Source organism: Candidatus Vondammii sp. HM_W22, from assembly GCF_022530855.2.
Taxonomy (GTDB): domain Bacteria; phylum Pseudomonadota; class Gammaproteobacteria; order Chromatiales; family Chromatiaceae; genus Vondammii.
The window spans coordinates 2559013-2581685 of the sequence record NZ_CP099567.1 but is presented as its reverse complement, the minus strand read 5'-3'; the positions used below and the strand labels follow the sequence as shown (position 1 = coordinate 2581685).

Genomic DNA, 22673 nt, shown 5'->3' with positions numbered 1-22673 from the left:
CATAAGGCTTCTAGAGGTGCCTTAATTTTCAAAATCACTGCAATATCCCAATTATAGTAATATTCCGGCTTTTACGAGAAGCCTATGCCTTATAAAGAACTCCTGACCGTACTCCACGAAGCAGAAATTAACGATTTATATGGCGTTCCCAGCCTGTCACTGGAAGAAAAACGTATCAGTTTTACTCTGAATGATCTGGAGCAGGACGTTATTAAATCCATCAGGGATCGCAATCATAAATGCTATGCTATTGCTCTGCTGGGTTACTTTAAGATCAAGCCCATTCAGCTCAATCCGGCCTACAAGGAATTGAAAGCAGATCTCACCTTTATTGCTGAAGAATATTTCCCTAAATTTAAAGTCCCTCGCTTCAGTGTTAGCAATAAGCAGAAAACACGTATCTACGACAAGATTATAAACCTTCAGGGATTCAAAACATGGTGTGTGGAATAACATCAGGAACCTCTCATTACCTATTTGCAACAGGTTGCTAAATCCTGGATTGAGCCGCGCTTTTTATTTGATGCCTGCACCGAATACTTAGCTCGAAATCATACAGGAATCCCTAAATATACCGTGCTTCAGCGAATTATCAGTCAGGTAATAAAACAGGAACGTAAGCGACTTTCTGATCTATTAAAGACAACCATATCAGATGAATTAGCTACTAACTTGGCTGAGTTAGTTGATGGAAAAGGTATGCTAACCGTTAAAGAACTTAAGCAGGCGGCGAAAAGTTTTAATGCTCCAGAATTGGAGAAAGAGTTGAACGTCAACAAGTTGATTCAGCCCTGGATGGATGAAGTTAATCAAGTGGCCTCTGCTCTATCACTATCGCAACAAAACCGACTGCACTATGCGACGATGGTTGATTACTACTCTATAACCAAGCTTAAACGCTTCGACCGTGTCACGCAGCAGCTTTATTTACTTTGTTATCTTCAGGAGCGGGTACAAATCAATATTGAACGTTTGGCTTATGGGTTTATTTATCATGTCCGAAAGTTACGTGAAAAAGCTAAAGCGTATGCCAAGGAAATGGCCTATAAAGATTGGGATGGCGCGGTAGTAAATATTAGCAAAGCCGCTGAATTATTATACTTTTTTATTGACGACACCATTGATGACCATGTGTCATTTAGACAAATAAAACAACGGGTACAAGGCTTGCTTGGAGCAGGGGAAATAGAATCACTGTGCTTGTATCTGAAGAAACAAAAACGCACGAAAAATGATTACATCTGGGAATTTTATGATAAGCAGCGTGAACTGATTCAGCACTTAATACGCCCCATTTTTTTATGCCTGACCTTTGAAGGATCAGACAATACACAGGCTTTATCTGCACAATTAAATAGAATGAAAAAAGAGTTGTTAGGTGCTGGTGAATTAGCATCGTCAGATCGACGATTGATTCCAGCCAAACACCAATTGTATGTTATCAATATTGATAACAACGTACTCTCTGAGCGTTACGAGTTGATGCTGTATTTATCAGCTCAAAATAATCTTGGTGGGAAACTCTTTATACCAACGGCTATCAAATATCGTGCATTACACGATGACCTTGTTGGAGATATCCCCTGGGCACAGAAAGACAAGCTACTTAAAGGTTCCATGCTAGATAGCATGAATACAGAGCCTGCCCAGCGGGTTAAATCGATGGAGAAAAAGATGAACGATAAGCTGCAACGGGTTGGCCAGCGCATTGATGATGGCGACAATCGAAATGTGGTATTGCGTAATCGCTCAGAAAAAATTCAATGGAGGTTGCCGTATTCAGGCACAAAATCGGCTTTAAACAATCCCTTTTTCGATCGTATGAAACCGATTAACATTGCCGATGTATTACGCTTCGTTCATCAGGAAACAGGATTTTTAAAGCACTTTGAGCATGTTCGCCAGGTACAGTCCGGACAGAGTGATCATTTGAATGATTTACTGGCGGCTCTCATTGGCAATGGAACCTATTATGGCCTACACGGCATGGCCAGAATCTCTGATAGATCATATGATCATCTACGCACAGTACAGGCCAATTATTTGTGACCTGAAACGCTAAACTTCGGCAATGATGCAATTAACGATGCGACAGAGAAATTATCAATCTTCAAGCATTACAATATCCAAAAAGGACTCATTCATGCCAGTGCTGACGGGCAAAAATTCGAATCATGGTTAGAGACTTTTAAAACTCGCTATTCATCTAAATATTTTGGCACGAATAAAGGACTAACATCGATGAACTTGATTGCCAATCATGTAGCCTTGAATGCCCAGATTATTGGTTCCAATGAACATGAATCTCATTTTATTTTGGATCTGCTTCATAACAATACCTCGGAGATTAAGCCGGATATTTTGTCAACGGATACGCACGGCGTTAATCATGTTAACTTTGCTTTGCTGGACCTGTTTGGCTATATATTTGCGCCGCGCTATGCTCAGTTTGGAACCGTGATATCAGATCTTTTTGATGTAAATGAGGGAGAAGACAATAAGGCAACGCTCTCATTAAAAAAGCCTATTAATACAGAATTAATTATCGATGAGTGGGATACGATACAGCGCATTATTATATCACTACAGCAGAAGACGATAACGCAGGCGACCCTTGTTAGAAAGCTTTCTGGCTATAGTCAAAACCACCCCTTGCTGAAAGCTTTAACTGAATATAATCGTATGCTCAAGGCCATGTACTTACTGGACTATATTGATGATGCTAGTTTAAGAACTTATGTACAGCGAGCCTTGAATCGTGGGGAAGCTTATCATCAATTACGGCGTGCTATTGCACATGTGAATGGCAATCGTTTCCAGGGAAAATCAGACGATGAGATTGTCTTGTGGAATGAATGCGCGAGGCTATTAACCAACGCCATTATCTATTTTAATTCGCTGATACTGACGCGATTACTTGAGCATTTTGAGGGGGAAAGTGACGATAAGAAGTTGGAAATTATTAAGCAAGTTTCGCCAGTGGCTTGGCATAACATCAATTTGAACGGAACTTACAGCTTTAGCTTTGAACAAAACCTACTAGATTTGGATGAAATTATGCAATCAATCGTGCAAAATGAAAATTAAGCCACCTCTGTAGGCCTTGTGGGGTATGGGCTGTAGAGATAAGTGTCACTTTAGGACGGAATGTCCCCAGAACCCCTCTTTCACGGCGTATGCCGCGTTCGGTGGTTGATTGTTGACAGTTTGGCTGACGTGAGGAAGCCATTTAGATGGCATGCGAGCCAATGGCGAGCATTCCTTTTTTATCTGTTATCCACAAATTTGCACGGATAATTACAGGTAGTAATTTATAGGTAAAAGATTAAAGGCAAACCTTACAGGTTTAGGGGGGGCCAATATAACGCGCCAAGGGGGTCCGATTTAATGCGAATAAGTACCAAAAGGGGGGCCGATTTAACTCAAATAGGGGGGGCCAATATAACGAGGATAAGTCTCTGTATCCACAAGCTTATTCACATGCCATATAGATATATGGGTTACGGCTTTCCAATCGAGAAGAGGGACAAGTAACCCAAGCAGGAGGGGTCCGATCTAACGCACATAACAGAGGACTAGGGGGTCTGATTTAACGCACGTTTCTGAGGACTAGGGGGTCTGATTTAACGCACGTTTCTGAGGACCGGGAGTCCGATCCTACGCGCGTTGTCAGAAAGGGGGGGTCCGATTTAACGCACCATTTTATTCCTATACGGGATCGGAGGAGGTGAATACATCAGCATAAGACCTCCTGTGACCTGTTTAACCTTTGCTTCTGGGTACACGGTTAGAGCCTTTTTTAAGGCGGGAAGAAATTTCTTCCCGCCTCTGGACCACTATACTCCTGGGCAAATTGTTCCCTTAAAGATTTCCAATGCAGTATCACCGGCCTACCTTCAATCCGATGAAGACGATGGGCAAGCCATGTATACACATCTAGCGCCAATGCTGACCCTTTTAATGCCAGCATTGCCCGATTATCTAGTGGTACGGCACTTTCGATCAGCGAATCATAATAACTACTCGACAGCACGAGCACACCAGGCCAAAGTGTCCGCTGTGGGTCTTCATGGTCAGATAGCCATGCATCAAATTGCCTTATCGGCTCACCATTGTAAGTACGCCCCTTGAAACCAAGCTGCAAACGACAAGCAGCCAATGCATGCATTTGTTTTCGTAGTGTTGTATATCTCCCGCCTTGCCGATCCATTCCCATCAAACGTAGAAACTCAGCCGCACTATCTCCTATGGAGATCTCCTGGGACTTGTTTCTTACAGCGTAGGTAGAAAGCCAAGCTAAGGCGAGTCTGGGCATAACTCCATAGGGTACAAGCTGCTGCACGGGACCCTTACCTTCATCCAACCAACCAGCCTGAATGTTTACCCATGCAGATCCAGATTGCCGCATAAACTCCCTACCATCAACCTTAGATCTTGGTAGCCCTACTTGGCACAGCACGGCATGGGTAAACGCCATGTCTTCACCCGTGGGGGGATCTGACGCGATCTGAGCCGAACTATCCAGCAATTTATTCTCTTGCTTTGTGAGAATGAGTCCTTCACTCATGGCTTTCCCCTGGCGCTGTCTACACAAGCTTTTAGTAATGGTAACGGCACTGTGCGATATACAGCGCCTCGTCTGTTGGTTTGTAAACTAAGCGGTTCTCTTTATCGATCCTGCGCGACCAGTAGCCTGTCCACTGGTGGCGGAGCGGTTCAGGATCGCCTATTCCCTTGAAAGGGTGTCGAAGAGTATCCTTGATAAGCGTGTTTACACGCTTGAGAGTTTTTTTATCTGTGGCTTGCCAGTACAAATAATCCTCCCATGCGTTGGTAGACCACGATAAAATCATTCTTCAATCAAGTCCTTTTCTGCTGCTTCACCCGCTTCGATTTCATTGACAGATTCAATTAAACGAGCTGCATTCTTAGGACTGGCCATCAGATGGGCTGTCTCTTCATATGAATTGAAATCTTCTACAGAGATAACAATCGCTGGCTTCCCGTTCTGGCGTGTAATCAGAACGGGCTTATGATCTTCATTAACCTGGTCTAAGGTACTCGCCAAATTGGAGCGGAAGGTTGAATAACTCATAGTGTCCATATAAATCACCTCTCTTAATAGGTACTTAATATTGTACTTGTACATAAATAAGTACGCAATGGAAGAATGAAAAAATTATCTGCGGGGAGAGAGGGTTACACTATGCAGGTCTCGAGGATCTGCATAGTGTAACCCGCTTCAAAATAAGGCTAATTGGCCTGTAGTGTCGTTCGTGGTGTGTTTGATTATCGCCTCGGCTACGGCTTTTTTAACGATAGGATGATCAGCCGGTTTTGGCTGTTCTGGTAGATCTCTCCTGGAGTAATGACAGACAGTTGACCACTCGGCAGGATCGCCCAGTGTGTTACCGCGATATGAGACCAGTTCGCCCAGCTGGAATTGATGAACAAACAGTCCGGAAAGCACCTGTACAGGAAACATTCGGGCACAGCGCCGGTCTATGTCGATCCCGGTAAGAGAGACCCAGGCCAAAGACTCCGGCCCATGCTTCTGATGGATGATATTCAAAGCGGCTAATAACATTCCGCCAGCACCAACAGTAGGATCATTGATTCGAACAAGGCGTGGTTTTTCTACCTCCACATTGTCGTATACCAAAAACTAAATCCAAATGCTCCATAAAGCGGTGGGGCACTGGTACAGTTCGGTATTTCGGCAATTTAACTCTTCCCTTATTGTCTCTCTTCCTTTTCTTTAGGCTTCTAAAAACCACCTGGACTTCATCGACAAGTACCCGGCTAGGAACTAGCTCTAAAGCTTCTAAAAGCCGACACCCTGTATAGTGAAGGGGTTTAGGGCGGTTAAAGTAGACACTTAGGATAAAATGCCCTGAGAGCCACGTAATCTATGCCCCCTAAAAGTAGACAAATACTCGCAACACTTAAAAATTGGTCACACGGCCACGCGATCGGGAAGCTGGAACTGTGACCATCGATAATCTGCTTGGCTGAATCAACCAGGCGCTGATAAACCCCCTTTGATGAAAGAGTGGTTTCAACCAAAAAAACTATTGCCCTGCAATATGTTTTCCCTGGCTCGGTTAATGGCCTGCCTACCGGCAGCAACCGAGTAATCTTCTGGAGAATTAGGGGAGAGGTTGCGGGCTATCCGGTCCGGGTCTATGACCTCGTAGCCGTCTTTTGAGAATCGAGCTGTTGTTGTACTTTTACCGCTTCCATTCGGGCCAGCGACAATAACCATCACCGGCCCCGTTTCATCCGTACTCATATACTAGACACTTTTCTTTTTAGCCTGGGAAGATTCGATATGCTCTAAAACCTCTGTTCTACCATCCGGCCAGCGTCTAATTACCTGGCGCTTTTTCTTGTCCCAACCAACGGTAGGCCGCCCCTGGCGGTGAGTTTCAGCAGCGGCTTTGTTGCCTACCTCGTCGCAGTTTTTACCGATCTGGGTAAAATCGATCATAAACACACCTGTAAGAAATCAAGTCTTATTACTTTTTTGAAACTCAAAAAAATATTTTAGTCTCAGTGAGTCTTTCCGTTAGGCCGATGCCAGCTTTAATTGCTGGTACTCCTCCAAATTAACAACTTTCTTGGCCTGCCATAGGTCGTAATTGTCCTGCATCAGCAACCAGCTTTCCGGCGAGCGGCCCAGCACTACAGACAGCTTTAAGGCCATTTCAGAGGAAAGCCCGGTTTTCTCATTAACTAGGCGACTTATCAGGCCGGTGCTGACTTTCAGCTGTCGGGCCAGCGCATTGGAGCCAATATTATTAGGCTCCAGATACACTCGCTTGATAAACGCCCCTGGGTGCATGGGGTTATGTTGTTCAATGCTCATCAGTGGTAATCCTCATAATTCACGATATAGGCGTGGCCATTTTCAAACTCAAAAACAGCTAGAAGATGTCATCTCCGATATACGCCAACAGCGTGACCAGTTCCAAAAGGAAGCAGCAAACTTACCGGCAGAAACAACAAAGAAAAAGAAAACCACAAAGCCTAGTTAAGCTTTTAGTTACCCCATGCCTCTGTCACAATTTGGCGCTTTTCATCACCAACAACCTGCAATCAGCAGGCAAGCAAAAAATGAAGAAACTATTGCGACTAGTCATACTCCTTTTCACGCTGAATTCGGTCATAGATTTCTTCACGGTGTACCGCTACTTCCTTTGGAGCGTTTACACCAAGTCGCACTTGGTTCTCTTTCACACCCAATACAGTAACGGAAACTTCATCACCTACCATCAAGGTTTCTCCGATCCGTCTAGTTAAAATAAGCATCCTTTCATTACCTCAATTTATAGTGCATATTTCCGTTAGGCTCTTTAACTTACCTTTCAGCTCATGTAGCCGATAATCTGGCTTATCCATATCTTCAACGGTTGTGGCCGCATGTAAGAGCGCCAGTCGGTCGCTAATCTTTGTAGCATGAGCAGATTGAATACCTGCCGTGCTTCCTTTGGTAAAGAACTTTTCTAGTCCTATAGGTCTCACTATTTTGATTCACGCGACTTGACTGAAGTCGATACGCTCTAGCTGATCGGCGTCAACTACCTCCCGAGCTTTCCAAAGATCGTAATTGTCCTGCATCAGTAACCAGCTTTCAGCGGATCGGCCAAGAACTGCCGACAGCCTTACGGCCATTTCCGGTGATACATCTGACTTCCCTGCAAGCAATCGGCTAAGGGTGCTCTTAGAGACTCCAAGCTCACGCGCAATGTTTGCCGCTGTAACTTCCTTGAATGGCTCAATGTAGGTGCGTTCAATCATTCCGCCTGGGTGCGGTGGATTAAATTGTCGAATAGCCATTAATGATAGTCCTCATAATTAACAACGTAAGCGTCGCCTTTTTCAAACTTAAAAACAATTCGCCAGTTACCACTAACATCAATTGCCCAATGACCTGCCAACTTCCCCTTTAACTCATGAAGGCGATAACCGGGAAGATCCATATCTTCGACACAGGTTGCAGTATGCAAAAACGTAAGACGATCTTGAATCTTGGTGCTGTGTGCGGCTTGAATACCCGCAGTGCTACCGGCCTCAAAAAATAATTTAAGCCCTTTATGCTTAAATGTCTTAATCATAAGTTGACTTTCAGTATGGCATAAAGGTGCGCGATGCGCAACCCGTGACTTTGTATCACCCCTCCCAGGCATCGGCTACGAGTTGGCGCTTTTCTTCACCCACGACCTGTAAATAGATTTCAGTGGTTTTGGTATCGGAATGCCCCATGAGCTGTGATAGTACATGAAGTGGCAATGGCTTCTTGGCTGTGACCATTGCAACCCCAAAGCCATGACGTAGCCCCTTCCCAGTTGCCTGCTTGCCGACGATGCCCGACGATGCCGGCACGATCCATCACCCGTTTGACCAGGCGGTAGGCCGTGGGCCGACTCATCGGCCATAAGCGGTTATCCAGGCCCCGGTTTCGCTTTAGCCTAGCGCGCAGATCAAACACTAGGTCAAGATGCTCTATGAAAGATTGTGGCACCGGCACAGTGCGGTACTGCGGCTGTTTCTCCCGGCCCCGACTATCAAACCTCCGTTTCTTTAACGACCGATAAACAATCGATTGTTCCTCGATCAATACCCGGCGCGGTATTAGTTGTAACGCTTCAGTCGGTCGGCAGCCGGTAAAATGGAGTAACTGGCAGAACATACGGTTGGTGGGGTCTTCCTCGTCGAGAGCGGAGAGAAAGTGTCCCCTCTCCGAGGCGGTGAGGTACAAACGCTCTCCGGTGGGACTTAAAGAGGCGCATTTCTGGTGAAATTTCATTCTCTGGCATGGCGAATCAAAATATAAGAGATTTGATTCATTCTGCACCACTTAAAAATCCAGATCAATGCGGATTTGCGGTAAATGGGTTATCATGGACAGTATTAGTGAATCACTTTCACCTATAAGCCGATTCCGTGTCCTGGAGCGAGGCAATCGCAATTCTCGATGCCAGGTAATGATTGATGAAGAAATGGTTGTGCTGTTCGCTGGTGATTACTACTCACGCTTTATTTGGGACAAGTACCGTAAGCTATCCCCTACAGCACGCCGTATGTTCGATTACTTTGCCTCGCACAAGGAACCGTTCCCGTTGAAGCTGGAAACCTTCCGGCTTATGGGCGGCTCAGAATCGACCAGGCCGAAGAAGTGGCGGGAACAGGTTGGGATAGCCTGTGACGAGCTAAAGGAAAGCGGCCTGGTTGCTCATGCCTGGGTTACAGGGGAGCAACTGCACTGTAAACGGAGCTGATAGGGGTTCTGGGGACATTCCGTCCTAAAGTGACACTTATCTCTACAGCCCATACCCCACAAGGCCTACAGAGGTGGCTTAATTTTCATTTTGCACGATTGATTGCATAATTTCATCCAAATCTAGTAGGTTTTGTTCAAAGCTAAAGCTGTAAGTTCCGTTCAAATTGATGTTATGCCAAGCCACTGGCGAAACTTGCTTAATAATTTCCAACTTCTTATCGTCACTTTCCCCCTCAAAATGCTCAAGTAATCGCGTCAGTATCAGCGAATTAAAATAGATAATGGCGTTGGTTAATAGCCTCGCGCATTCATTCCACAAGACAATCTCATCGTCTGATTTTCCCTGGAAACGATTGCCATTCACATGTGCAATAGCACGCCGTAATTGATGATAAGCTTCCCCACGATTCAAGGCTCGCTGTACATAAGTTCTTAAACTAGCATCATCAATATAGTCCAGTAAGTACATGGCCTTGAGCATACGATTATATTCAGTTAAAGCTTTCAGCAAGGGGTGGTTTTGACTATAGCCAGAAAGCTTTCTAACAAGGGTCGCCTGCGTTATCGTCTTCTGCTGTAGTGATATAATAATGCGCTGTATCGTATCCCACTCATCGATAATTAATTCTGTATTAATAGGCTTTTTTAATGAGAGCGTTGCCTTATTGTCTTCTCCCTCATTTACATCAAAAAGATCTGATATCACGGTTCCAAACTGAGCATAGCGCGGCGCAAAGATATAGCCAAACAGGTCCAGCAAAGCAAAGTTAACATGATTAACGCCGTGCGTATCCGTTGACAAAATATCCGGCTTGATCTCCGAGGTATTGTTATGAAGCAGATCCAAAATAAAATGAGATTCATGTTCATTGGAACCAATAATCTGGGCATTCAAGGCTACATGATTGGCAATCAAGTTCATCGATGTTAGTCCTTTATTCGTGCCAAAATATTTAGATGAATAGCGAGTTTTAAAAGTCTCTAACCGTGATTCGAATTTTTGCCCGTCAGCACTGGCATGAATGAGTCCTTTTTGGATATTGTAATGCTTGAAGATTGATAATTTCGCTGTCGCATCGTTAATTGCATCATTGCCGAGGTTTAGCGTTTCAGGTCGCAAATAATTGGCCTGTACTGTGCGTAGATGATCATATGATCTATCAGAGATGCCGTGTAGGCCATAATAGGTTCCATTGCCAATGAGAGCCGCCAGTAAATCATTCAAATGATCACTCTGTCCGGACTGTACCTGGCGAACATGCTCAAAGTGCTTTAAAAATCCTGTTTCCTGATGAACGAAGCGTAATACATCGGCAATGTTAATCGGTTTCATACGATCGAAAAAGGGATTGTTTAAAGCCGATTTTGTGCCTGAATACGGCAACCTCCATTGAGTTTTTCCTGAGCGATTACGCAATACCACATTTCGATTGTCGCCCTCATCAATGCGCTGGCCAACCCGTTGCAGCTTATCGTTCATCTTTTTCTCCATCGATTTAACCCGCTGGGCAGGCTCTGTATTCATGCTATCTAGCATGGAACCTTTAAGTAGCTTGTCTTTCTGTGCCCAGGGGATATCTCCAACAAGGTCATCGTGTAATGCACGATATTTGATAGCCGTTGGTATAAAGATTTTCTCACCAAGATTATTTTTAGCTGCTAAATACAGCATCAACTCGTAACGCTCAGAGAGTACGTTGTTATCAATATTGATAACATACAATTGGTGTTTGGCTGGAATCAATCGTCGATCTGACGATGCTAATTCACCAGCACCTAACAACTCTTTTTTCATTCTATTTAATTGTGCAGATAAAGCCTGTGTATTGTCTGATCCTTCAAAGGTCAGGCATAAAAAAATGGGGCGTATTAAGTGCTGAATCAGTTCACGCTGCTTATCATAATAATTCCCAGATGTAATCATTTTTCGTGCGTTTTTGTTTCTTCAGATACAAGCACAGTGATTCTATTTCCCCTGCTCCAAGCAAGCCTTGTACCCGTTGTTTTATTTGTCTAAATGACACATGGTCATCAATGGTGTCGTCAATAAAAAAGTATAATAATTCAGCGGCTTTGCTAATATTTACTACCGCGCCATCCCAATCTTTATAGGCCATTTCCTTGGCATACGCTTTAGCTTTTTCACGTAACTTTCGGACATGATAAATAAACCCATCAGCCAAACGTTCAATATTGATTTGTACCCGCTCCTGAAGATAACAAAGTAAATAAAGCTGCTGCGTGACACGGTCGAAGCGTTTAAGCTTGGTTATAGAGTAGTAATCAACCATCGCCGCATAGTGCAGTCGGTTTTGTTGCGATAGTGATAGAGCAGAGGCCACTTGATTAACTTCATCCATCCAGGGCTGAATCAACTTGTTGACGTTCAACTCTTTCTCCAATTCTGGAGCATTAAAACTTTTCGCCGCCTGCTTAAGTTCTTTAACGGTTAGCATACCTTTTCCATCAACTAACTCAGCCAAGTTAGTAGCTAATTCATCTGATATGGTTGTCTTTAATAGATCAGAAAGTCGCTTACGTTCCTGTTTTATTACCTGACTGATAATTCGCTGAAGCACGGTATATTTAGGGATTCCTGTATGATTTCGAGCTAAGTATTCGGTGCAGGCATCAAATAAAAAGCGCGGCTCAATCCAGGATTTAGCAACCTGTTGCAAATAGGTAATGAGAGGTTCCTGATGTTGTTCCACACACCATGTTTTGAATCCCTGAAGGTTTATAATCTTGTCGTAGATACGTGTTTTCTGCTTATTGCTAACACTGAAGCGAGGGACTTTAAATTTAGGGAAATATTCTTCAGCAATAAAGGTGAGATCTGCTTTCAATTCCTTGTAGGCCGGATTGAGCTGAATGGGCTTGATCTTAAAGTAACCCAGCAGAGCAATAGCATAGCATTTATGATTGCGATCCCTGATGGATTTAATAACGTCCTGCTCCAGATCATTCAGAGTAAAACTGATACGTTTTTCTTCCAGTGACAAGCTGGGAACGCCATATAAATCGTTAATTTCTGCTTCGTGGAGTACGGTCAGGCGTTCTTTATAAGGCATAGGCTTCTCGTAAAAGCCGGAATATTACTATAATTGGGATATTGCAGTGATTTTGAAAATTAAGGCACCTCTAGAAGCCTTATGAGGCATGGGCTGTAGCGATAAGTGTTACTTTAGGACGGGATGTCCCCAGAACCCCAAAGAGGGAGCTTTGCACTTAGTAGGGCAGGTTATACGAACCTCAGACATAGAAAAAAACCGGGGGAGACATCAGGCGTGGATGGACTATGTGGACTATTTTGATAGGGAAGGGCGCATAGAAGCGAATTTCAGCCAGTCAATTAAGCCTTACATCACGATGCTTGCAAAACGATTCACCACCATCGAGATCGAGCATGTTGCCAAGTTCCGTAGATTCTACGCAATCCGCATCTATGAACTACTTATGCAATACCGTAAGACGGGATGGCGAAACATAAAGATAGAGGATTTCCGCGATATCCTGCAGATACAGAAAGGGCAGTATCCACGTTTCGCGGAGCTGCGTCGGCGTGTCATCGAACCAGCTGTGAAGGAAATTAACGATAAGTCAGAATATTTGGTTGAATGGGAGAAAGTCATGGACGGGAGAACAGTGAAAGGCCTAGCATTCAAATTTAGCGAAAAGCAACAAATGGAGTTGAGTTTAAACTCCTAAGCTCGACTGTTCACAAAAGGCTTATCTTGTTTTAAGCCTGTTATTTTTCAAGTGTTAAATGGCTTAGTCGGACAGCAAACCACCAAGAATCACAATCGAGATAAATATATCTGTCCCGTTCAAGTACATCATCAATCTCGTGATCAAAACCAACCACTGTCATTCCCTCAAACCTTAGTGGACTTTGTGGACAGCCATATTACCGCCGTTTAATCCACCTCTTGTTATTCCGTTTGATTGTATTATCGTTATATCGTAAGTGCTGGGCATACGGGCGAGATCTTCTACTATTAAGGTTACTGGTCAGAACCCTGTAAGCCGTGGTGGGCTTACGGGGTTCGTCGTTCTTGCCCAAAAAAACATACCGATACGGTATTATATTCTTATTTCCATACTTTTTTTCATCGAAAGTTGTCCGATTGGAGAAATCTGGATACTTTATAGTCCACACCAAGATTGTTTTTTACCGCCATAATAGCGATAACCTAATCCAGCAACTATTAATGATTCTGCTAAATTTTCCCCACTAACATAAACATCAGCCACAATACGAAAGTATTTACCTCGTTGAACATTGCGAAGCTCAACTTTTTCACCCGAGCGAAGGAAAGCAACAGTATGTTTCTTGGCTTTTCGTGCCAGTTTAATTTCTCGATCACACTGTCCACGCATTTCAGGAGTATCAACACCATTGACCCGAACACTGATCTTATTACCGACAATGGCGGGCCATTCAGAAATAGTGACTTTGAATGTATCGCCGTCATAAATACTACGGATTACAGAGGGCGAGACTGTGCCGTATGTCTGTTTAGCAGAAACTAAGCCGGATGCCAACAATGCCATAAAAACTAACCCCCATTTCATTCTCTGATTCCTTTGCAAGCTCAACAAAGTTTCTCGGATCCGTCTGATTAAATTAAGCATCCTTATTATTACCTCAATTTTCTGGTGATATATTCACGTGCAAAACCTCATAGACACGACTTCTTTCGCTACTGCTACTGCATTCTACCTGCTCTTCATTAAACAAGCTGCACATGGGCCAGAATTTAAAGCTTTCCACTGTATCGCTCTTCCCTTTCATGTCTGCGGTTAAAGCTGCTTCTGCCTGCTGTTCCTTATCTTGCTTTTTAACCCTCAACGGTAAACGGGGTCTGAAGCCCAATGGAACGAAAAGTTACTCTAAGCTAAGCAGTAAAATATAGAAACCTGATATTTTGGCGCTTTGGCACAAAAACTAGAGTTTTTTCTCGTTTACTAGCCGCCAATACTGGTACCCAAAAGCAGTTAAACGGCAAGATTTAGAGTTTTTTGCAGCGTAATACATGAATTCCTCACCTACAGGGACGACTAACCCAACACTCTGAAATTTCTGAAGGATCTTAAATACCTTTACGTTGGTTGTATTTGGAGATTCAGATGTATCCTCATAGCTTGGGTTCAGTTGATGCTCATCGTTTGGTGAAGGGAAGTACTCGGTTATTTTCCTCATCGTTTCGAATGGAATCTTTGGTGGGATGCTCCTCAGTGAGGCAAAGCTAGATACATTACTTTTAAAAATGGGCCGTTGATCCCAAGCACCAAGCGCTTCATCTACATAAGCATACAATGATCCCGGTGTAATATTTCCTCGAAGGTCAGCGGCACCACCTTTCAATGCATCAGTGAGTAGCGAGGTAAACACACCAGATCCGTTTATCTCCATTGCAACTTCGCTGTCTCTACTAGCCGTGAGCACAGAAATACCTTCCGCCAAGAGGGCGTACTTATTGGCAGATAGACTCGGAGAAGCAAATGGGGTTCTGGGGACATTCCGTCCTAAAGTGACACTTATCGCTACAGCCCACGCCTCATAAGGCTTCTAGAGGTGCCTTAATTTTCAAAATCACTGCAATATCCCAATTATAGTAATATTCCGGCTTTTACGAGAAGCCTATGCCTTATAAAGAACGCCTGACCGTACTCCACGAAGCAGAAATTAACGATTTATATGGCGTTCCCAGCCTGTCACTGGAAGAAAAACGTATCAGTTTTACTCTGAATGATCTGGAGCAGGATGTTATTAAATCCATCAGGGATCGCAATCATAAATGCTATGCTATTGCTCTGCTGGGTTACTTTAAGATCAAGCCCATTCAGCTCAATCCGGCCTACAAGGAATTGAAAGCAGATCTCACCTTTATTGCTGAAGAATATTTCCCTAAATTTAAAGTCCCTCGCTTCAGTGTTAGCAATAAGCAGAAAACACGTATCTACGACAAGATTATAAACCTTCAGGGATTCAAAACATGGTGTGTGGAACAACATCAGGAACCTCTCATTACCTATTTGCAACAGGTTGCTAAATCCTGGATTGAGCCGCGCTTTTTATTTGATGCCTGCACCGAATACTTAGCTCGAAATCATACAGGAATCCCTAAATATACCGTGCTTCAGCGAATTATCAGTCAGGTAATAAAACAGGAACGTAAGCGACTTTCTGATCTATTAAAGACAACCATATCAGATGAATTAGCTACTAACTTGGCTGAGTTAGTTGATGGAAAAGGTATGCTAACCGTTAAAGAACTTAAGCAGGCGGCGAAAAGTTTTAATGCTCCAGAATTGGAGAAAGAGTTGAACGTCAACAAGTTGATTCAGCCCTGGATGGATGAAGTTAATCAAGTGGCCTCTGCTCTATCACTATCGCAACAAAACCGACTGCACTATGCGGCGATGGTTGATTACTACTCTATAACCAAGCTTAAACGCTTCGACCGTGTCACGCAGCAGCTTTATTTACTTTGTTATCTTCAGGAGCGGGTACAAATCAATATTGAACGTTTGGCTGATGGGTTTATTTATCATGTCCGAAAGTTACGTGAAAAAGCTAAAGCGTATGCCAAGGAAATGGCCTATAAAGATTGGGATGGCGCGGTAGTAAATATTAGCAAAGCCGCTGAATTATTATACTTTTTTATTGACGACACCATTGATGACCATGTGTCATTTAGACAAATAAAACAACGGGTACAAGGCTTGCTTGGAGCAGGGGAAATAGAATCACTGTGCTTGTATCTGAAGAAACAAAAACGCACGAAAAATGATTACATCTGGGAATTATTATGATAAGCAGCGTGAACTGATTCAGCACTTAATACGCCCCATTTTTTTATGCCTGACCTTTGAAGGATCAGACAATACACAGGCTTTATCTGCACAATTAAATAGAATGAAAAAAGAGTTGTTAGGTGCTGGTGAATTAGCATCGTCAGATCGACGATTGATTCCAGCCAAACACCAATTGTATGTTATCAATATTGATAACAACGTACTCTCTGAGCGTTACGAGTTGATGCTGTATTTAGCAGCTAAAAATAATCTTGGTGAGAAAATCTTTATACCAACGGCTATCAAATATCGTGCATTACACGATGACCTTGTTGGAGATATCCCCTGGGCACAGAAAGACAAGCTACTTAAAGGTTCCATGCTAGATAGCATGAATACAGAGCCTGCCCAGCGGGTTAAATCGATGGAGAAAAAGATGAACGATAAGCTGCAACGGGTTGGCCAGCGCATTGATGAGGGCGACAATCGAAATGTGGTATTGCGTAATCGCTCAGGAAAAACTCAATGGAGGTTGCCGTATTCAGGCACAAAATCGGCTTTAAACAATCCCTTTTTCGATCGTATGAAACCGATTAACATTGCCGATGTATTACGCTTCGTTCATCAGGAAACAGGATTTTTAAAGCACTTTGAGCATGTTCGCCAGGTACAGTCCGGACAGAGTGATCATTTGAATGATTTACTGGCGGCTCTCATTGGCAATGGAACCTATTATGGCCTACACGGCATCTCTGATAGATCATATGATCATCTACGCACAGTACAGGCCAATTATTTGCGACCTGAAACGCTAAACCTCGGCAATGATGCAATTAACGATGCGACAGCGAAATTATCAATCTTCAAGCATTACAATATCCAAAAAGGACTCATTCATGCCAGTGCTGACGGGCAAAAATTCGAATCACGGTTAGAGACTTTTAAAACTCGCTATTCATCTAAATATTTTGGCACGAATAAAGGACTAACATCGATGAACTTGATTGCCAATCATGTAGCCTTGAATGCCCAGATTATTGGTTCCAATGAACATGAATCTCATTTTATTTTGGATCTGCTTCATAACAATACCTCGGAGATCAAGCCGGATATTTTGTCAACGGATACGCACGGCGTTAATCATGTTAACTTTGCTTTGCTGGACCTGTTTGGCTATATCTTTGCGCCGCGCTATGCTCAGTTTGGAACCGTGATATCAGATCTTTTTGATGTAAATGAGGGAGAAGACAATAAGGCAACGCTCTCATTAAAAAAGCCTATTAATACAGAATTAATTATCGATGAGTGGGATACGATACAGCGCATTATTATATCACTACAGCAGAAGACGATAACGCAGGCGACCCTTGTTAGAAAGCTTTCTGGCTATAGTCAAAACCACCCCTTGCTGAAAGCTTTAACTGAATATAATCGTATGCTCAAGGCCATGTACTTACTGGACTATATTGATGATGCTAGTTTAAGAACTTATGTACAGCGAGCCTTGAATCGTGGGGAAGCTTATCATCAATTACGGCGTGCTATTGCACATGTGAATGGCAATCGTTTCCAGGGAAAATCAGACGATGAGATTGTCTTGTGGAATGAATGCGCGAGGCTATTAACCAACGCCATTATCTATTTTAATTCGCTGATACTGACGCGATTACTTGAGCATTTTGAGGGGGAAAGTGACGATAAGAAGTTGGAAATTATTAAGCAAGTTTCGCCAGTGGCTTGGCATAACATCAATTTGAACGGAACTTACAGCTTTAGCTTTGAACAAAACCTACTAGATTTGGATGAAATTATGCAATCAATCGTGCAAAATGAAAATTAAGCCACCTCTGTAGGCCTTGTGGGGTATGGGCTGTAGAGATAAGTGTCACTTTAGGACGGAATGTCCCCAGAACCCCGCACTGGAGACCGATCTGGCCGATCGTTGGGCCCCACCCGCATGATCGACGGTATTGCCTACTCGGCATTTAAAGGCACCCACGGCGAGACCGGCACCTTCGGCAACACCCGCAACAGCAATCTGCTGTCGGTGATGGGTGTCGGTGCATCCCCCACACCGCCCTGGATCTGGGCATCGGTCAACGCCGCCATTGCCGCTGCGTCTCTTTCGATCGACCCGGCCCGGCCCGGCCCCTGCAGACCTTGCCGCTCACCGGCATCCTGCCGCCGGTGGTGGAAGCGCGCTGGACCATGGAGGAGCGCAACCTGATCCTCTACGACGGCATCGCCTCCTACACCGTCGATGCCGGTGGCCGGGTACTCATTGAGCGCCAGATCACCACCTACCAGAAGAACGCCTTCGGCGTGCCAGATCCCAGCTATCTGGACGTAACCACCCCGGCCACGCTGAGCTATATCCGCTACGCCACCCGGGCGCGCATCACCCAGAAGTTCCCGCGCCACAAACTGGCCGACGACGGCACCCGCTTCGGCCCCGGCCAGGCGATCGTCACCCCCAGCGTCATCCGCGCCGAGCTGCTCGCCCTCTTCCGCGAGCTGGAAGAGAAAGGCCTGGTGGAAAACTTCGATCAGTGCAAAACCGATCTATTAGTGGAGCGAAACAACGACGACCGCAACCGCATCGACGTGCTGAGCAGTCCGGACCTGGTCAACCAGTTCCGCGTCTTCGCCAACCAGATCCAGTTCATCGTTTAAGGAGACACACTCATGGCACAAGTAACAGGACGCGCTTATATCAAGGTGAACGGCAAAGAGCTGCGCACCCTCGACGGCGCAAGTTTCAACCCGGGCGGTATCAACCGCGAGGCGATGAAAGGCGGCGGCCAAATTCACGGCTTCAAGGAGGACGACGTCGAACCCACCATGAAGTGCAAGGTGGTGCACACCAAGGATACCTCTCTGAAAGAGTTGGCCGATATCACTGACGCCACCGTCATCTTCGAGACTGACACCGGCAAGCGCTTTGTGATGCTCGAAGCCTGGACCAGTGAGCCTCCCGAGTTGGATGCTAATGGCGGATCGATTGATCTGAGCATGGCCGCCATCGCCTACGACGAGGATTGATAAATGGCTATTTTAGTCACCCTTAAACACGGCTTAAAGCAGGGCGATGACACACTGGTTGAAGCCACCCTGCGTGAGCTGTCTGCAGGCGACATCATTGATGCCCGCGAGGCATCCGAAAAACTGGTAATGACACCCGATGGCCCCGGCCTGGTGGTCAGCCCCACACTGCTGGGTGCCGAGCTGCTGCGTCGGCAGATTGCCCGCATCGGTAATCTGCAGGGCCCCATCGACCTGGTGCAGCTCAAACGCCTGCATCCGGAAGATCTCAATCGTCTGCAGGACAAAGCCGACGAACTGGACGAAGCCGTATTTGCCGCTGCCGCCATGGAGGGGCTGAGTACGCGGGGGCGAGATGATGCAGCTGGGGCCGATAGTGGAGCAGCTCCAGCTGGCAATGGCCAAGGTAACGGGACTGCAGCTGAGTGAATCGGCCGCCATGCCCCTGACTCGTCTTTTTCGAACGATGAAATACCTCAATAAATGAGCAACGATCTAAGAACCTCCGTCACCATCGACCTCCAGGGCAACCTGGAGCGCAAGGCTGCGCGCTATGAAAAAGCGATGGGGCGGTTCAGCAAGTGCGGGCAGCGCCACATGAGGCGGCTCTCCAAATCGGTGGCGGCTACCGGCCGTATGCTCGACCGCGCCGGCAACCGTTATACCGCACTGCTGACTGGGGCGGCAGGTGCCGGTGCTATGCGGATGTTGGTGGGGCTGGAAACACGCTTTACTCGGCTGGGTATTCAAGCCAATAAAGGCAAAGAGGAGATGGATGCCCTCAAGCGTGAGATCTATGACGTTGCCAGTGCGCCGGATATCCGTATCGACCCGGGTCAGCTCACTTCAGCCATTGAGCAGATTGTTGAGAAAATAGGGGACCTTGATTTTGCTCGAGAGAACCTGCGTAACATCGCCTTGGCTATCCAGGCATCGGGTGCTGAGGGAGCCTCAATCGGTGCCATTGTGGCTGAGTTTAAGAAACTGGGTCTTACCGTAGACAAGGAGGTGCTGACCGCACTAGACACCCTTGTCACCCAGGGTAAGGCCGGGGCATTCACCCTGCAGCATCTGGCAAACCAAGGTGAACGCGCAGTGTCTGCTTTCTCTGCTATGGGTTATGAAGGACAGGAAGCCGTTCAAGCAATGGGGGCACTGCTGCAGATGTCTCGTATGGGCACAGGCAGTGCTGAGATGGCAACTTCAGCATACGAAAACATGCTCAAGGTGATCATTGAGAAGGGTAAGGAGCTGCAGGCGGCCGGCATTGAGGTTTTTGATCCGGAGAAGCTGAAAGCAGGGGTCGAAGAGTTCCGTCCTATGCCCGGTATTATTAAAGAGATTATGGTCAAGTCGAAAGGACGAGCCACCATTCTCTCATCGTTGTTCGGTAGCGAGGGCTATCGAGCCATTACAAAAGCCGCTGCTGAATATCAAAAAACAGGTGGATTTGAAACTCTGGATAAGTTCCTTCAGATCCAGGGTGACGGTACCAAGTTGCTTGAAGACTCAGCACGCGCAGCCAAAACTTAAGAGGCTGCCATGCAGAACCTCTACACCGCATGGCAGCGCTTTGCCGATGGCAATCTCGCTGGCCCCATCCGGGACATGGCCGATGCACTCAACAAGCTCGACCCCAAGACCGTCGATACGATTCTGGATGTCACCTCCAAAGCAGCGATAGGCGTGGGCGGTCTCATCCTCGCCAAGAAGCTGGGAGTGGGCAAGCTGTTCGGTGGTAAAAAAGGTGCTGCGGGACTGGCCGGTGGGGCAGCGGGAATGGCTGGAGGGGCAACACCGGTTTATGTCGTCAACATGCCGGGGGCCGGTATGGATGGCATGTCAGCCGCCGGCAAAGGGAAAAAGGGCCGTGGCTATCGCGCCACTGGAGAGGGGCATAAACAAGCGGTGCGAAATCGCCTCGACGCGAAGAAACTGAACCAGCGAATGAAGGGATTCAAAGGGTCGAAGTACTGGGGCGGTAATATGCACAGCCAGGCCGCTCAGTATAGAAAGGCCGGACTGTTGAAGCGTGGGATGATGGCGGCCGGCGGCACAGCTATGGGTGCGGCTGGAATGGTGGCCGGAGCAGGAGCTGCAGGTTATGCAGTGGGCACCGGCATCTATAAGGTGGCGATAGAAGGCACCGACCTTGCCGATCAGATCGGTGAAGGTGTGGCCAGAGTGTTGGCACTCTTTGGCAACGAGGAAGCGAAACGCACTCTCGCTATTAATGACAAACTCACTACAGAAGCACCCACGGCAAAGCTCTCTATAGAGGTCGCTGACAACCGCATCAATGTCAGGCAACTCGAATCAAAGGGCATTGAGGCTGACGTTGATACCGGCGCGATGATGGTGGGGCCGTGATGTCAGCACAGATGCAGATCAGGAACCCTCCCTTTTGCCAATCGCAGCAGCTTGACGTAGCTATAGGGTTCAGCATGGCGTATGCGCCTGACTACGGTCACATTTTTATTTGCAAAGTAGATGGACTCAACCTCATCACCTATTTGGAAAAACTCATACTCTCCAGCAACACCCAGTTGGTTTGTTCTTTTGATATCTGCATATTCCCTGTAGCCATATTCCCGGTCAAAATCCAGCCCTATGGAGGTCGCTATTTGTCGGTACTCATCTATTTTATCAGTGTCTACAGATGTATCGTTACCATAAAAGAAACTGAGCGCAGCGATAAGCACCACCAGCCCAATAATCATATTCCAGATTGTGCGAAGCATCGTTCTTTCCTTGAATTAAACCCGACAGAGATCGTAGCACATGTCTTGGCGCGATAATCTGAGACAGGGCAAATTCCGTGACGCCGAGTTCGTTATCGAAACCGACGGCATGAGCTTCGGCCGTCGCAACGAACTCCATGAGTACCCACTGCGCGATAAGCCCTATGTAGAAGACCTGGGGCGCAAGGCCCGCGAGCACAATGTAGAGTGTTTCGTCATTGGTCCCGATTACATGACCGCCCGTGACGCACTGATCGAGGCACTGGAAAAACCCGGCGCCGGCACCCTGGTCCACCCGTTCATGGGCACCCTGCGCGTCGCTGTCCGCAACGCCCGCAAGCGCGAAAGCACTCGCGACGGCGGCATGGCCAAGTTCACCATCACCTTTGTCGAGTCTGGAGAGAACACCCGGCCCGATGCCGTCATCGACACCCGCCAGGTGATCGATGCCAAGGCGGATGTGGCAATAGTCGCTGCGTCTGCAGACTTTGCTAAATCATTCAGCACCGACGACGTGCCGGAGTTCGTTCGTAACGGCGCCCTCGTCGATCTCAACAGTGCCACCGACAGTATCGACGATGCGGTTGCCTCCATACCCGGGTTGGAGTCTCTGGGGCCGGATCTCGCCACCCTCTCTGGAGACCTGCCCAGCCTGATCTGGCACACCATCCAGTTTGGCCGATCGCTTTACCGGCCTTTTAGGCGGCCTTAAAAGCAAGGTAACAAGCCCCCTGAATTCACTGGCGTCGCTGCGAGGGCTCTTCAGCTTTGGTGATAAGCTGGCAACCGTGGCCACCACCACCTCC

Annotated in this window: 22 protein-coding genes and 5 pseudogenes; 10 read left to right on the top strand and 17 right to left on the bottom strand. The window is 46.2% G+C overall.

The window, feature by feature from the left end; genetic code table 11:
- The first annotated feature begins 84 nt into the window (after positions 1–84).
- Positions 85–3087, top strand: a pseudogene (locus MN084_RS14415) (Tn3 family transposase).
- A gap of 602 nt (positions 3088–3689) precedes the next feature.
- Here MN084_RS14415 and MN084_RS14410 read toward each other — a convergent pair.
- From MN084_RS14410 to MN084_RS14355, 12 genes and pseudogenes are all read right to left on the bottom strand, one after another.
- A pseudogene (locus MN084_RS14410) lies at positions 3690–4567 on the bottom strand (replication protein RepA).
- A gap of 31 nt (positions 4568–4598) precedes the next feature.
- On the bottom strand, positions 4599–4853 hold the full coding sequence (locus MN084_RS14405; protein ID WP_241085992.1) for a Txe/YoeB family addiction module toxin: 255 nt from the start codon (positions 4851–4853) through the stop codon (positions 4599–4601).
- Positions 4850–5104 carry a type II toxin-antitoxin system Phd/YefM family antitoxin gene (locus tag MN084_RS14400; protein ID WP_241085993.1) on the bottom strand — a complete coding sequence of 85 codons (255 nt, stop codon included), beginning with the start codon at positions 5102–5104 and terminating at the stop codon, positions 4850–4852. Before MN084_RS14400 ends, MN084_RS14405 begins: the two co-directional genes overlap by 4 nt.
- A gap of 138 nt (positions 5105–5242) precedes the next feature.
- Positions 5243–5662, bottom strand: coding sequence for a hypothetical protein (locus MN084_RS14395; protein WP_330178131.1), 420 nt, complete (start codon positions 5660–5662; stop codon positions 5243–5245).
- Between the two features lie 396 nt (positions 5663–6058).
- Positions 6059–6292: an AAA family ATPase gene (locus MN084_RS14390; protein ID WP_241085995.1), complete on the bottom strand. Its 234-nt coding sequence runs from the start codon at positions 6290–6292 to the stop codon at positions 6059–6061.
- Between the two features lie 3 nt (positions 6293–6295).
- A complete protein-coding gene (locus tag MN084_RS14385) occupies positions 6296–6490 on the bottom strand; it encodes a hypothetical protein (RefSeq protein WP_241085996.1) in 195 nt (64 codons plus the stop codon).
- 78 nt (positions 6491–6568) lie between these two features.
- Entirely contained in the window at positions 6569–6868 is a 300-nt protein-coding gene (locus MN084_RS14380; RefSeq protein ID WP_277400178.1) for a HigA family addiction module antitoxin, read from the bottom strand.
- A 266-nt stretch (positions 6869–7134) separates the two neighbouring features.
- A complete protein-coding gene (gene csrA / locus MN084_RS14375; RefSeq protein WP_241085997.1) occupies positions 7135–7311 on the bottom strand; it encodes a carbon storage regulator CsrA in 177 nt (58 codons plus the stop codon).
- A gap of 12 nt (positions 7312–7323) precedes the next feature.
- Positions 7324–7524, bottom strand: coding sequence for a type II toxin-antitoxin system RelE/ParE family toxin (locus MN084_RS14370; RefSeq protein WP_241085998.1), 201 nt, complete (start codon positions 7522–7524; stop codon positions 7324–7326).
- A gap of 9 nt (positions 7525–7533) precedes the next feature.
- Positions 7534–7839 (bottom strand): HigA family addiction module antitoxin, encoded by a 306-nt coding sequence (locus MN084_RS14365; protein ID WP_330178130.1) that lies wholly within the window; start codon positions 7837–7839, stop codon positions 7534–7536.
- Positions 7839–8117 carry a type II toxin-antitoxin system RelE/ParE family toxin gene (locus tag MN084_RS14360; protein WP_241086000.1) on the bottom strand — a complete coding sequence of 93 codons (279 nt, stop codon included), beginning with the start codon at positions 8115–8117 and terminating at the stop codon, positions 7839–7841. Before MN084_RS14360 ends, MN084_RS14365 begins: the two co-directional genes overlap by 1 nt.
- A 55-nt stretch (positions 8118–8172) precedes the next feature.
- Positions 8173–8313 carry a hypothetical protein gene (locus tag MN084_RS14355; RefSeq protein ID WP_330178557.1) on the bottom strand — a complete coding sequence of 47 codons (141 nt, stop codon included), beginning with the start codon at positions 8311–8313 and terminating at the stop codon, positions 8173–8175.
- 605 nt (positions 8314–8918) lie between these two features.
- Here MN084_RS14355 and trfA point away from each other — a divergent pair.
- Positions 8919–9281 (top strand): annotated as a pseudogene (gene trfA, locus MN084_RS14350) (plasmid replication initiator TrfA); the annotation flags it as partial.
- A 78-nt stretch (positions 9282–9359) separates the two neighbouring features.
- Here the strand turns inward: trfA and MN084_RS14345 are convergent.
- A pseudogene (locus MN084_RS14345) lies at positions 9360–12354 on the bottom strand (Tn3 family transposase).
- A gap of 88 nt (positions 12355–12442) precedes the next feature.
- On the opposite strand from MN084_RS14345, the gene MN084_RS14340 reads away from it, so the two are divergent.
- On the top strand, positions 12443–12991 hold the full coding sequence (locus MN084_RS14340; RefSeq protein ID WP_330178129.1) for a replication initiation protein: 549 nt from the start codon (positions 12443–12445) through the stop codon (positions 12989–12991).
- A 438-nt stretch (positions 12992–13429) separates the two neighbouring features.
- On the opposite strand, the gene MN084_RS14335 is transcribed toward MN084_RS14340, so the two are convergent.
- Entirely contained in the window at positions 13430–13858 is a 429-nt protein-coding gene (locus MN084_RS14335) for a thermonuclease family protein (protein WP_330178128.1), read from the bottom strand.
- A 373-nt stretch (positions 13859–14231) separates the two neighbouring features.
- Positions 14232–14750: a hypothetical protein gene (locus MN084_RS14330; RefSeq protein ID WP_330178127.1), complete on the bottom strand. Its 519-nt coding sequence runs from the start codon at positions 14748–14750 to the stop codon at positions 14232–14234.
- Positions 14751–14929: 179 nt separating this feature from the next.
- Here MN084_RS14330 and MN084_RS14325 point away from each other — a divergent pair.
- Positions 14930–17924, top strand: a pseudogene (locus MN084_RS14325) (Tn3 family transposase).
- Between the two features lie 134 nt (positions 17925–18058).
- Here the strand turns inward: MN084_RS14325 and MN084_RS14320 are convergent.
- Positions 18059–18193, bottom strand: coding sequence for a hypothetical protein (locus MN084_RS14320; protein ID WP_277400548.1), 135 nt, complete (start codon positions 18191–18193; stop codon positions 18059–18061).
- Positions 18194–18244: 51 nt separating this feature from the next.
- On the opposite strand from MN084_RS14320, the gene MN084_RS14315 reads away from it, so the two are divergent.
- From MN084_RS14315 to MN084_RS14295, 5 genes are read left to right on the top strand one after another with little or no spacing between them, the layout of a single operon-like run.
- Positions 18245–18757, top strand: a complete 513-nt coding sequence (locus MN084_RS14315) for a phage tail sheath C-terminal domain-containing protein (protein ID WP_241087408.1) — start codon at positions 18245–18247, stop codon at positions 18755–18757.
- A 12-nt stretch (positions 18758–18769) separates the two neighbouring features.
- On the top strand, positions 18770–19126 hold the full coding sequence (locus MN084_RS14310; RefSeq protein WP_241087409.1) for a phage tail tube protein: 357 nt from the start codon (positions 18770–18772) through the stop codon (positions 19124–19126).
- Between the two features lie 3 nt (positions 19127–19129).
- A complete protein-coding gene (locus MN084_RS14305) occupies positions 19130–19555 on the top strand; it encodes a phage tail assembly protein (protein WP_241087410.1) in 426 nt (141 codons plus the stop codon).
- 54 nt (positions 19556–19609) lie between these two features.
- A complete protein-coding gene (locus MN084_RS14300) occupies positions 19610–20659 on the top strand; it encodes a phage tail tape measure protein (RefSeq protein WP_241087411.1) in 1050 nt (349 codons plus the stop codon).
- A gap of 9 nt (positions 20660–20668) precedes the next feature.
- A complete protein-coding gene (locus tag MN084_RS14295; RefSeq protein ID WP_241087412.1) occupies positions 20669–21496 on the top strand; it encodes a hypothetical protein in 828 nt (275 codons plus the stop codon).
- A 2-nt stretch (positions 21497–21498) separates the two neighbouring features.
- Here MN084_RS14295 and MN084_RS14290 read toward each other — a convergent pair whose 3' ends face one another.
- Positions 21499–21867, bottom strand: a complete 369-nt coding sequence (locus MN084_RS14290) for a hypothetical protein (RefSeq protein WP_241087413.1) — start codon at positions 21865–21867, stop codon at positions 21499–21501.
- Between the two features lie 40 nt (positions 21868–21907).
- Here MN084_RS14290 and MN084_RS14285 point away from each other — a divergent pair, with 40 nt between their 5' ends.
- Complete coding sequence (locus tag MN084_RS14285) at positions 21908–22579, top strand: DNA circularization protein (RefSeq protein ID WP_241087414.1); 672 nt, start codon at positions 21908–21910, stop codon at positions 22577–22579.
- Positions 22580–22673: the final 94 nt, after the last annotated feature.

What these genes read in the sequence shown, in the direction of transcription:
- MN084_RS14340 (WP_330178129.1), top strand. Translation starts at nt 12,443, where the DNA reads ATGGGCTGTAGCGATAAGTGTTACTTTAGGACGGGATGTCCCCAGAAC.
- MN084_RS14310 (WP_241087409.1), top strand. Translation starts at nt 18,770, where the DNA reads ATGGCACAAGTAACAGGACGCGCTTATATCAAGGTGAACGGCAAAGAG.
- MN084_RS14300 (WP_241087411.1), top strand. Translation starts at nt 19,610, where the DNA reads ATGAGCAACGATCTAAGAACCTCCGTCACCATCGACCTCCAGGGCAAC.
- MN084_RS14295 (WP_241087412.1), top strand. Translation starts at nt 20,669, where the DNA reads ATGCAGAACCTCTACACCGCATGGCAGCGCTTTGCCGATGGCAATCTC.
- csrA (WP_241085997.1), bottom strand. Translation starts at nt 7,311, where the DNA reads ATGCTTATTTTAACTAGACGGATCGGAGAAACCTTGATGGTAGGTGAT.
- MN084_RS14285 (WP_241087414.1), top strand. Translation starts at nt 21,908, where the DNA reads ATGTCTTGGCGCGATAATCTGAGACAGGGCAAATTCCGTGACGCCGAG.
- MN084_RS14405 (WP_241085992.1), bottom strand. Translation starts at nt 4,853, where the DNA reads ATGATTTTATCGTGGTCTACCAACGCATGGGAGGATTATTTGTACTGG.
- MN084_RS14390 (WP_241085995.1), bottom strand. Translation starts at nt 6,292, where the DNA reads ATGAGTACGGATGAAACGGGGCCGGTGATGGTTATTGTCGCTGGCCCG.
- MN084_RS14320 (WP_277400548.1), bottom strand. Translation starts at nt 18,193, where the DNA reads ATGGCGGCGTTGACCGATGCCCAGATCCAGGGCGGTGTGGGGGATGCA.
- MN084_RS14400 (WP_241085993.1), bottom strand. Translation starts at nt 5,104, where the DNA reads ATGGACACTATGAGTTATTCAACCTTCCGCTCCAATTTGGCGAGTACC.
- MN084_RS14355 (WP_330178557.1), bottom strand. Translation starts at nt 8,313, where the DNA reads ATGGTCACAGCCAAGAAGCCATTGCCACTTCATGTACTATCACAGCTC.
- MN084_RS14365 (WP_330178130.1), bottom strand. Translation starts at nt 7,839, where the DNA reads ATGGCTATTCGACAATTTAATCCACCGCACCCAGGCGGAATGATTGAA.
- MN084_RS14380 (WP_277400178.1), bottom strand. Translation starts at nt 6,868, where the DNA reads ATGAGCATTGAACAACATAACCCCATGCACCCAGGGGCGTTTATCAAG.
- MN084_RS14385 (WP_241085996.1), bottom strand. Translation starts at nt 6,490, where the DNA reads ATGATCGATTTTACCCAGATCGGTAAAAACTGCGACGAGGTAGGCAAC.
- MN084_RS14290 (WP_241087413.1), bottom strand. Translation starts at nt 21,867, where the DNA reads ATGCTTCGCACAATCTGGAATATGATTATTGGGCTGGTGGTGCTTATC.
- MN084_RS14360 (WP_241086000.1), bottom strand. Translation starts at nt 8,117, where the DNA reads ATGATTAAGACATTTAAGCATAAAGGGCTTAAATTATTTTTTGAGGCC.
- MN084_RS14305 (WP_241087410.1), top strand. Translation starts at nt 19,130, where the DNA reads ATGGCTATTTTAGTCACCCTTAAACACGGCTTAAAGCAGGGCGATGAC.
- MN084_RS14335 (WP_330178128.1), bottom strand. Translation starts at nt 13,858, where the DNA reads ATGAAATGGGGGTTAGTTTTTATGGCATTGTTGGCATCCGGCTTAGTT.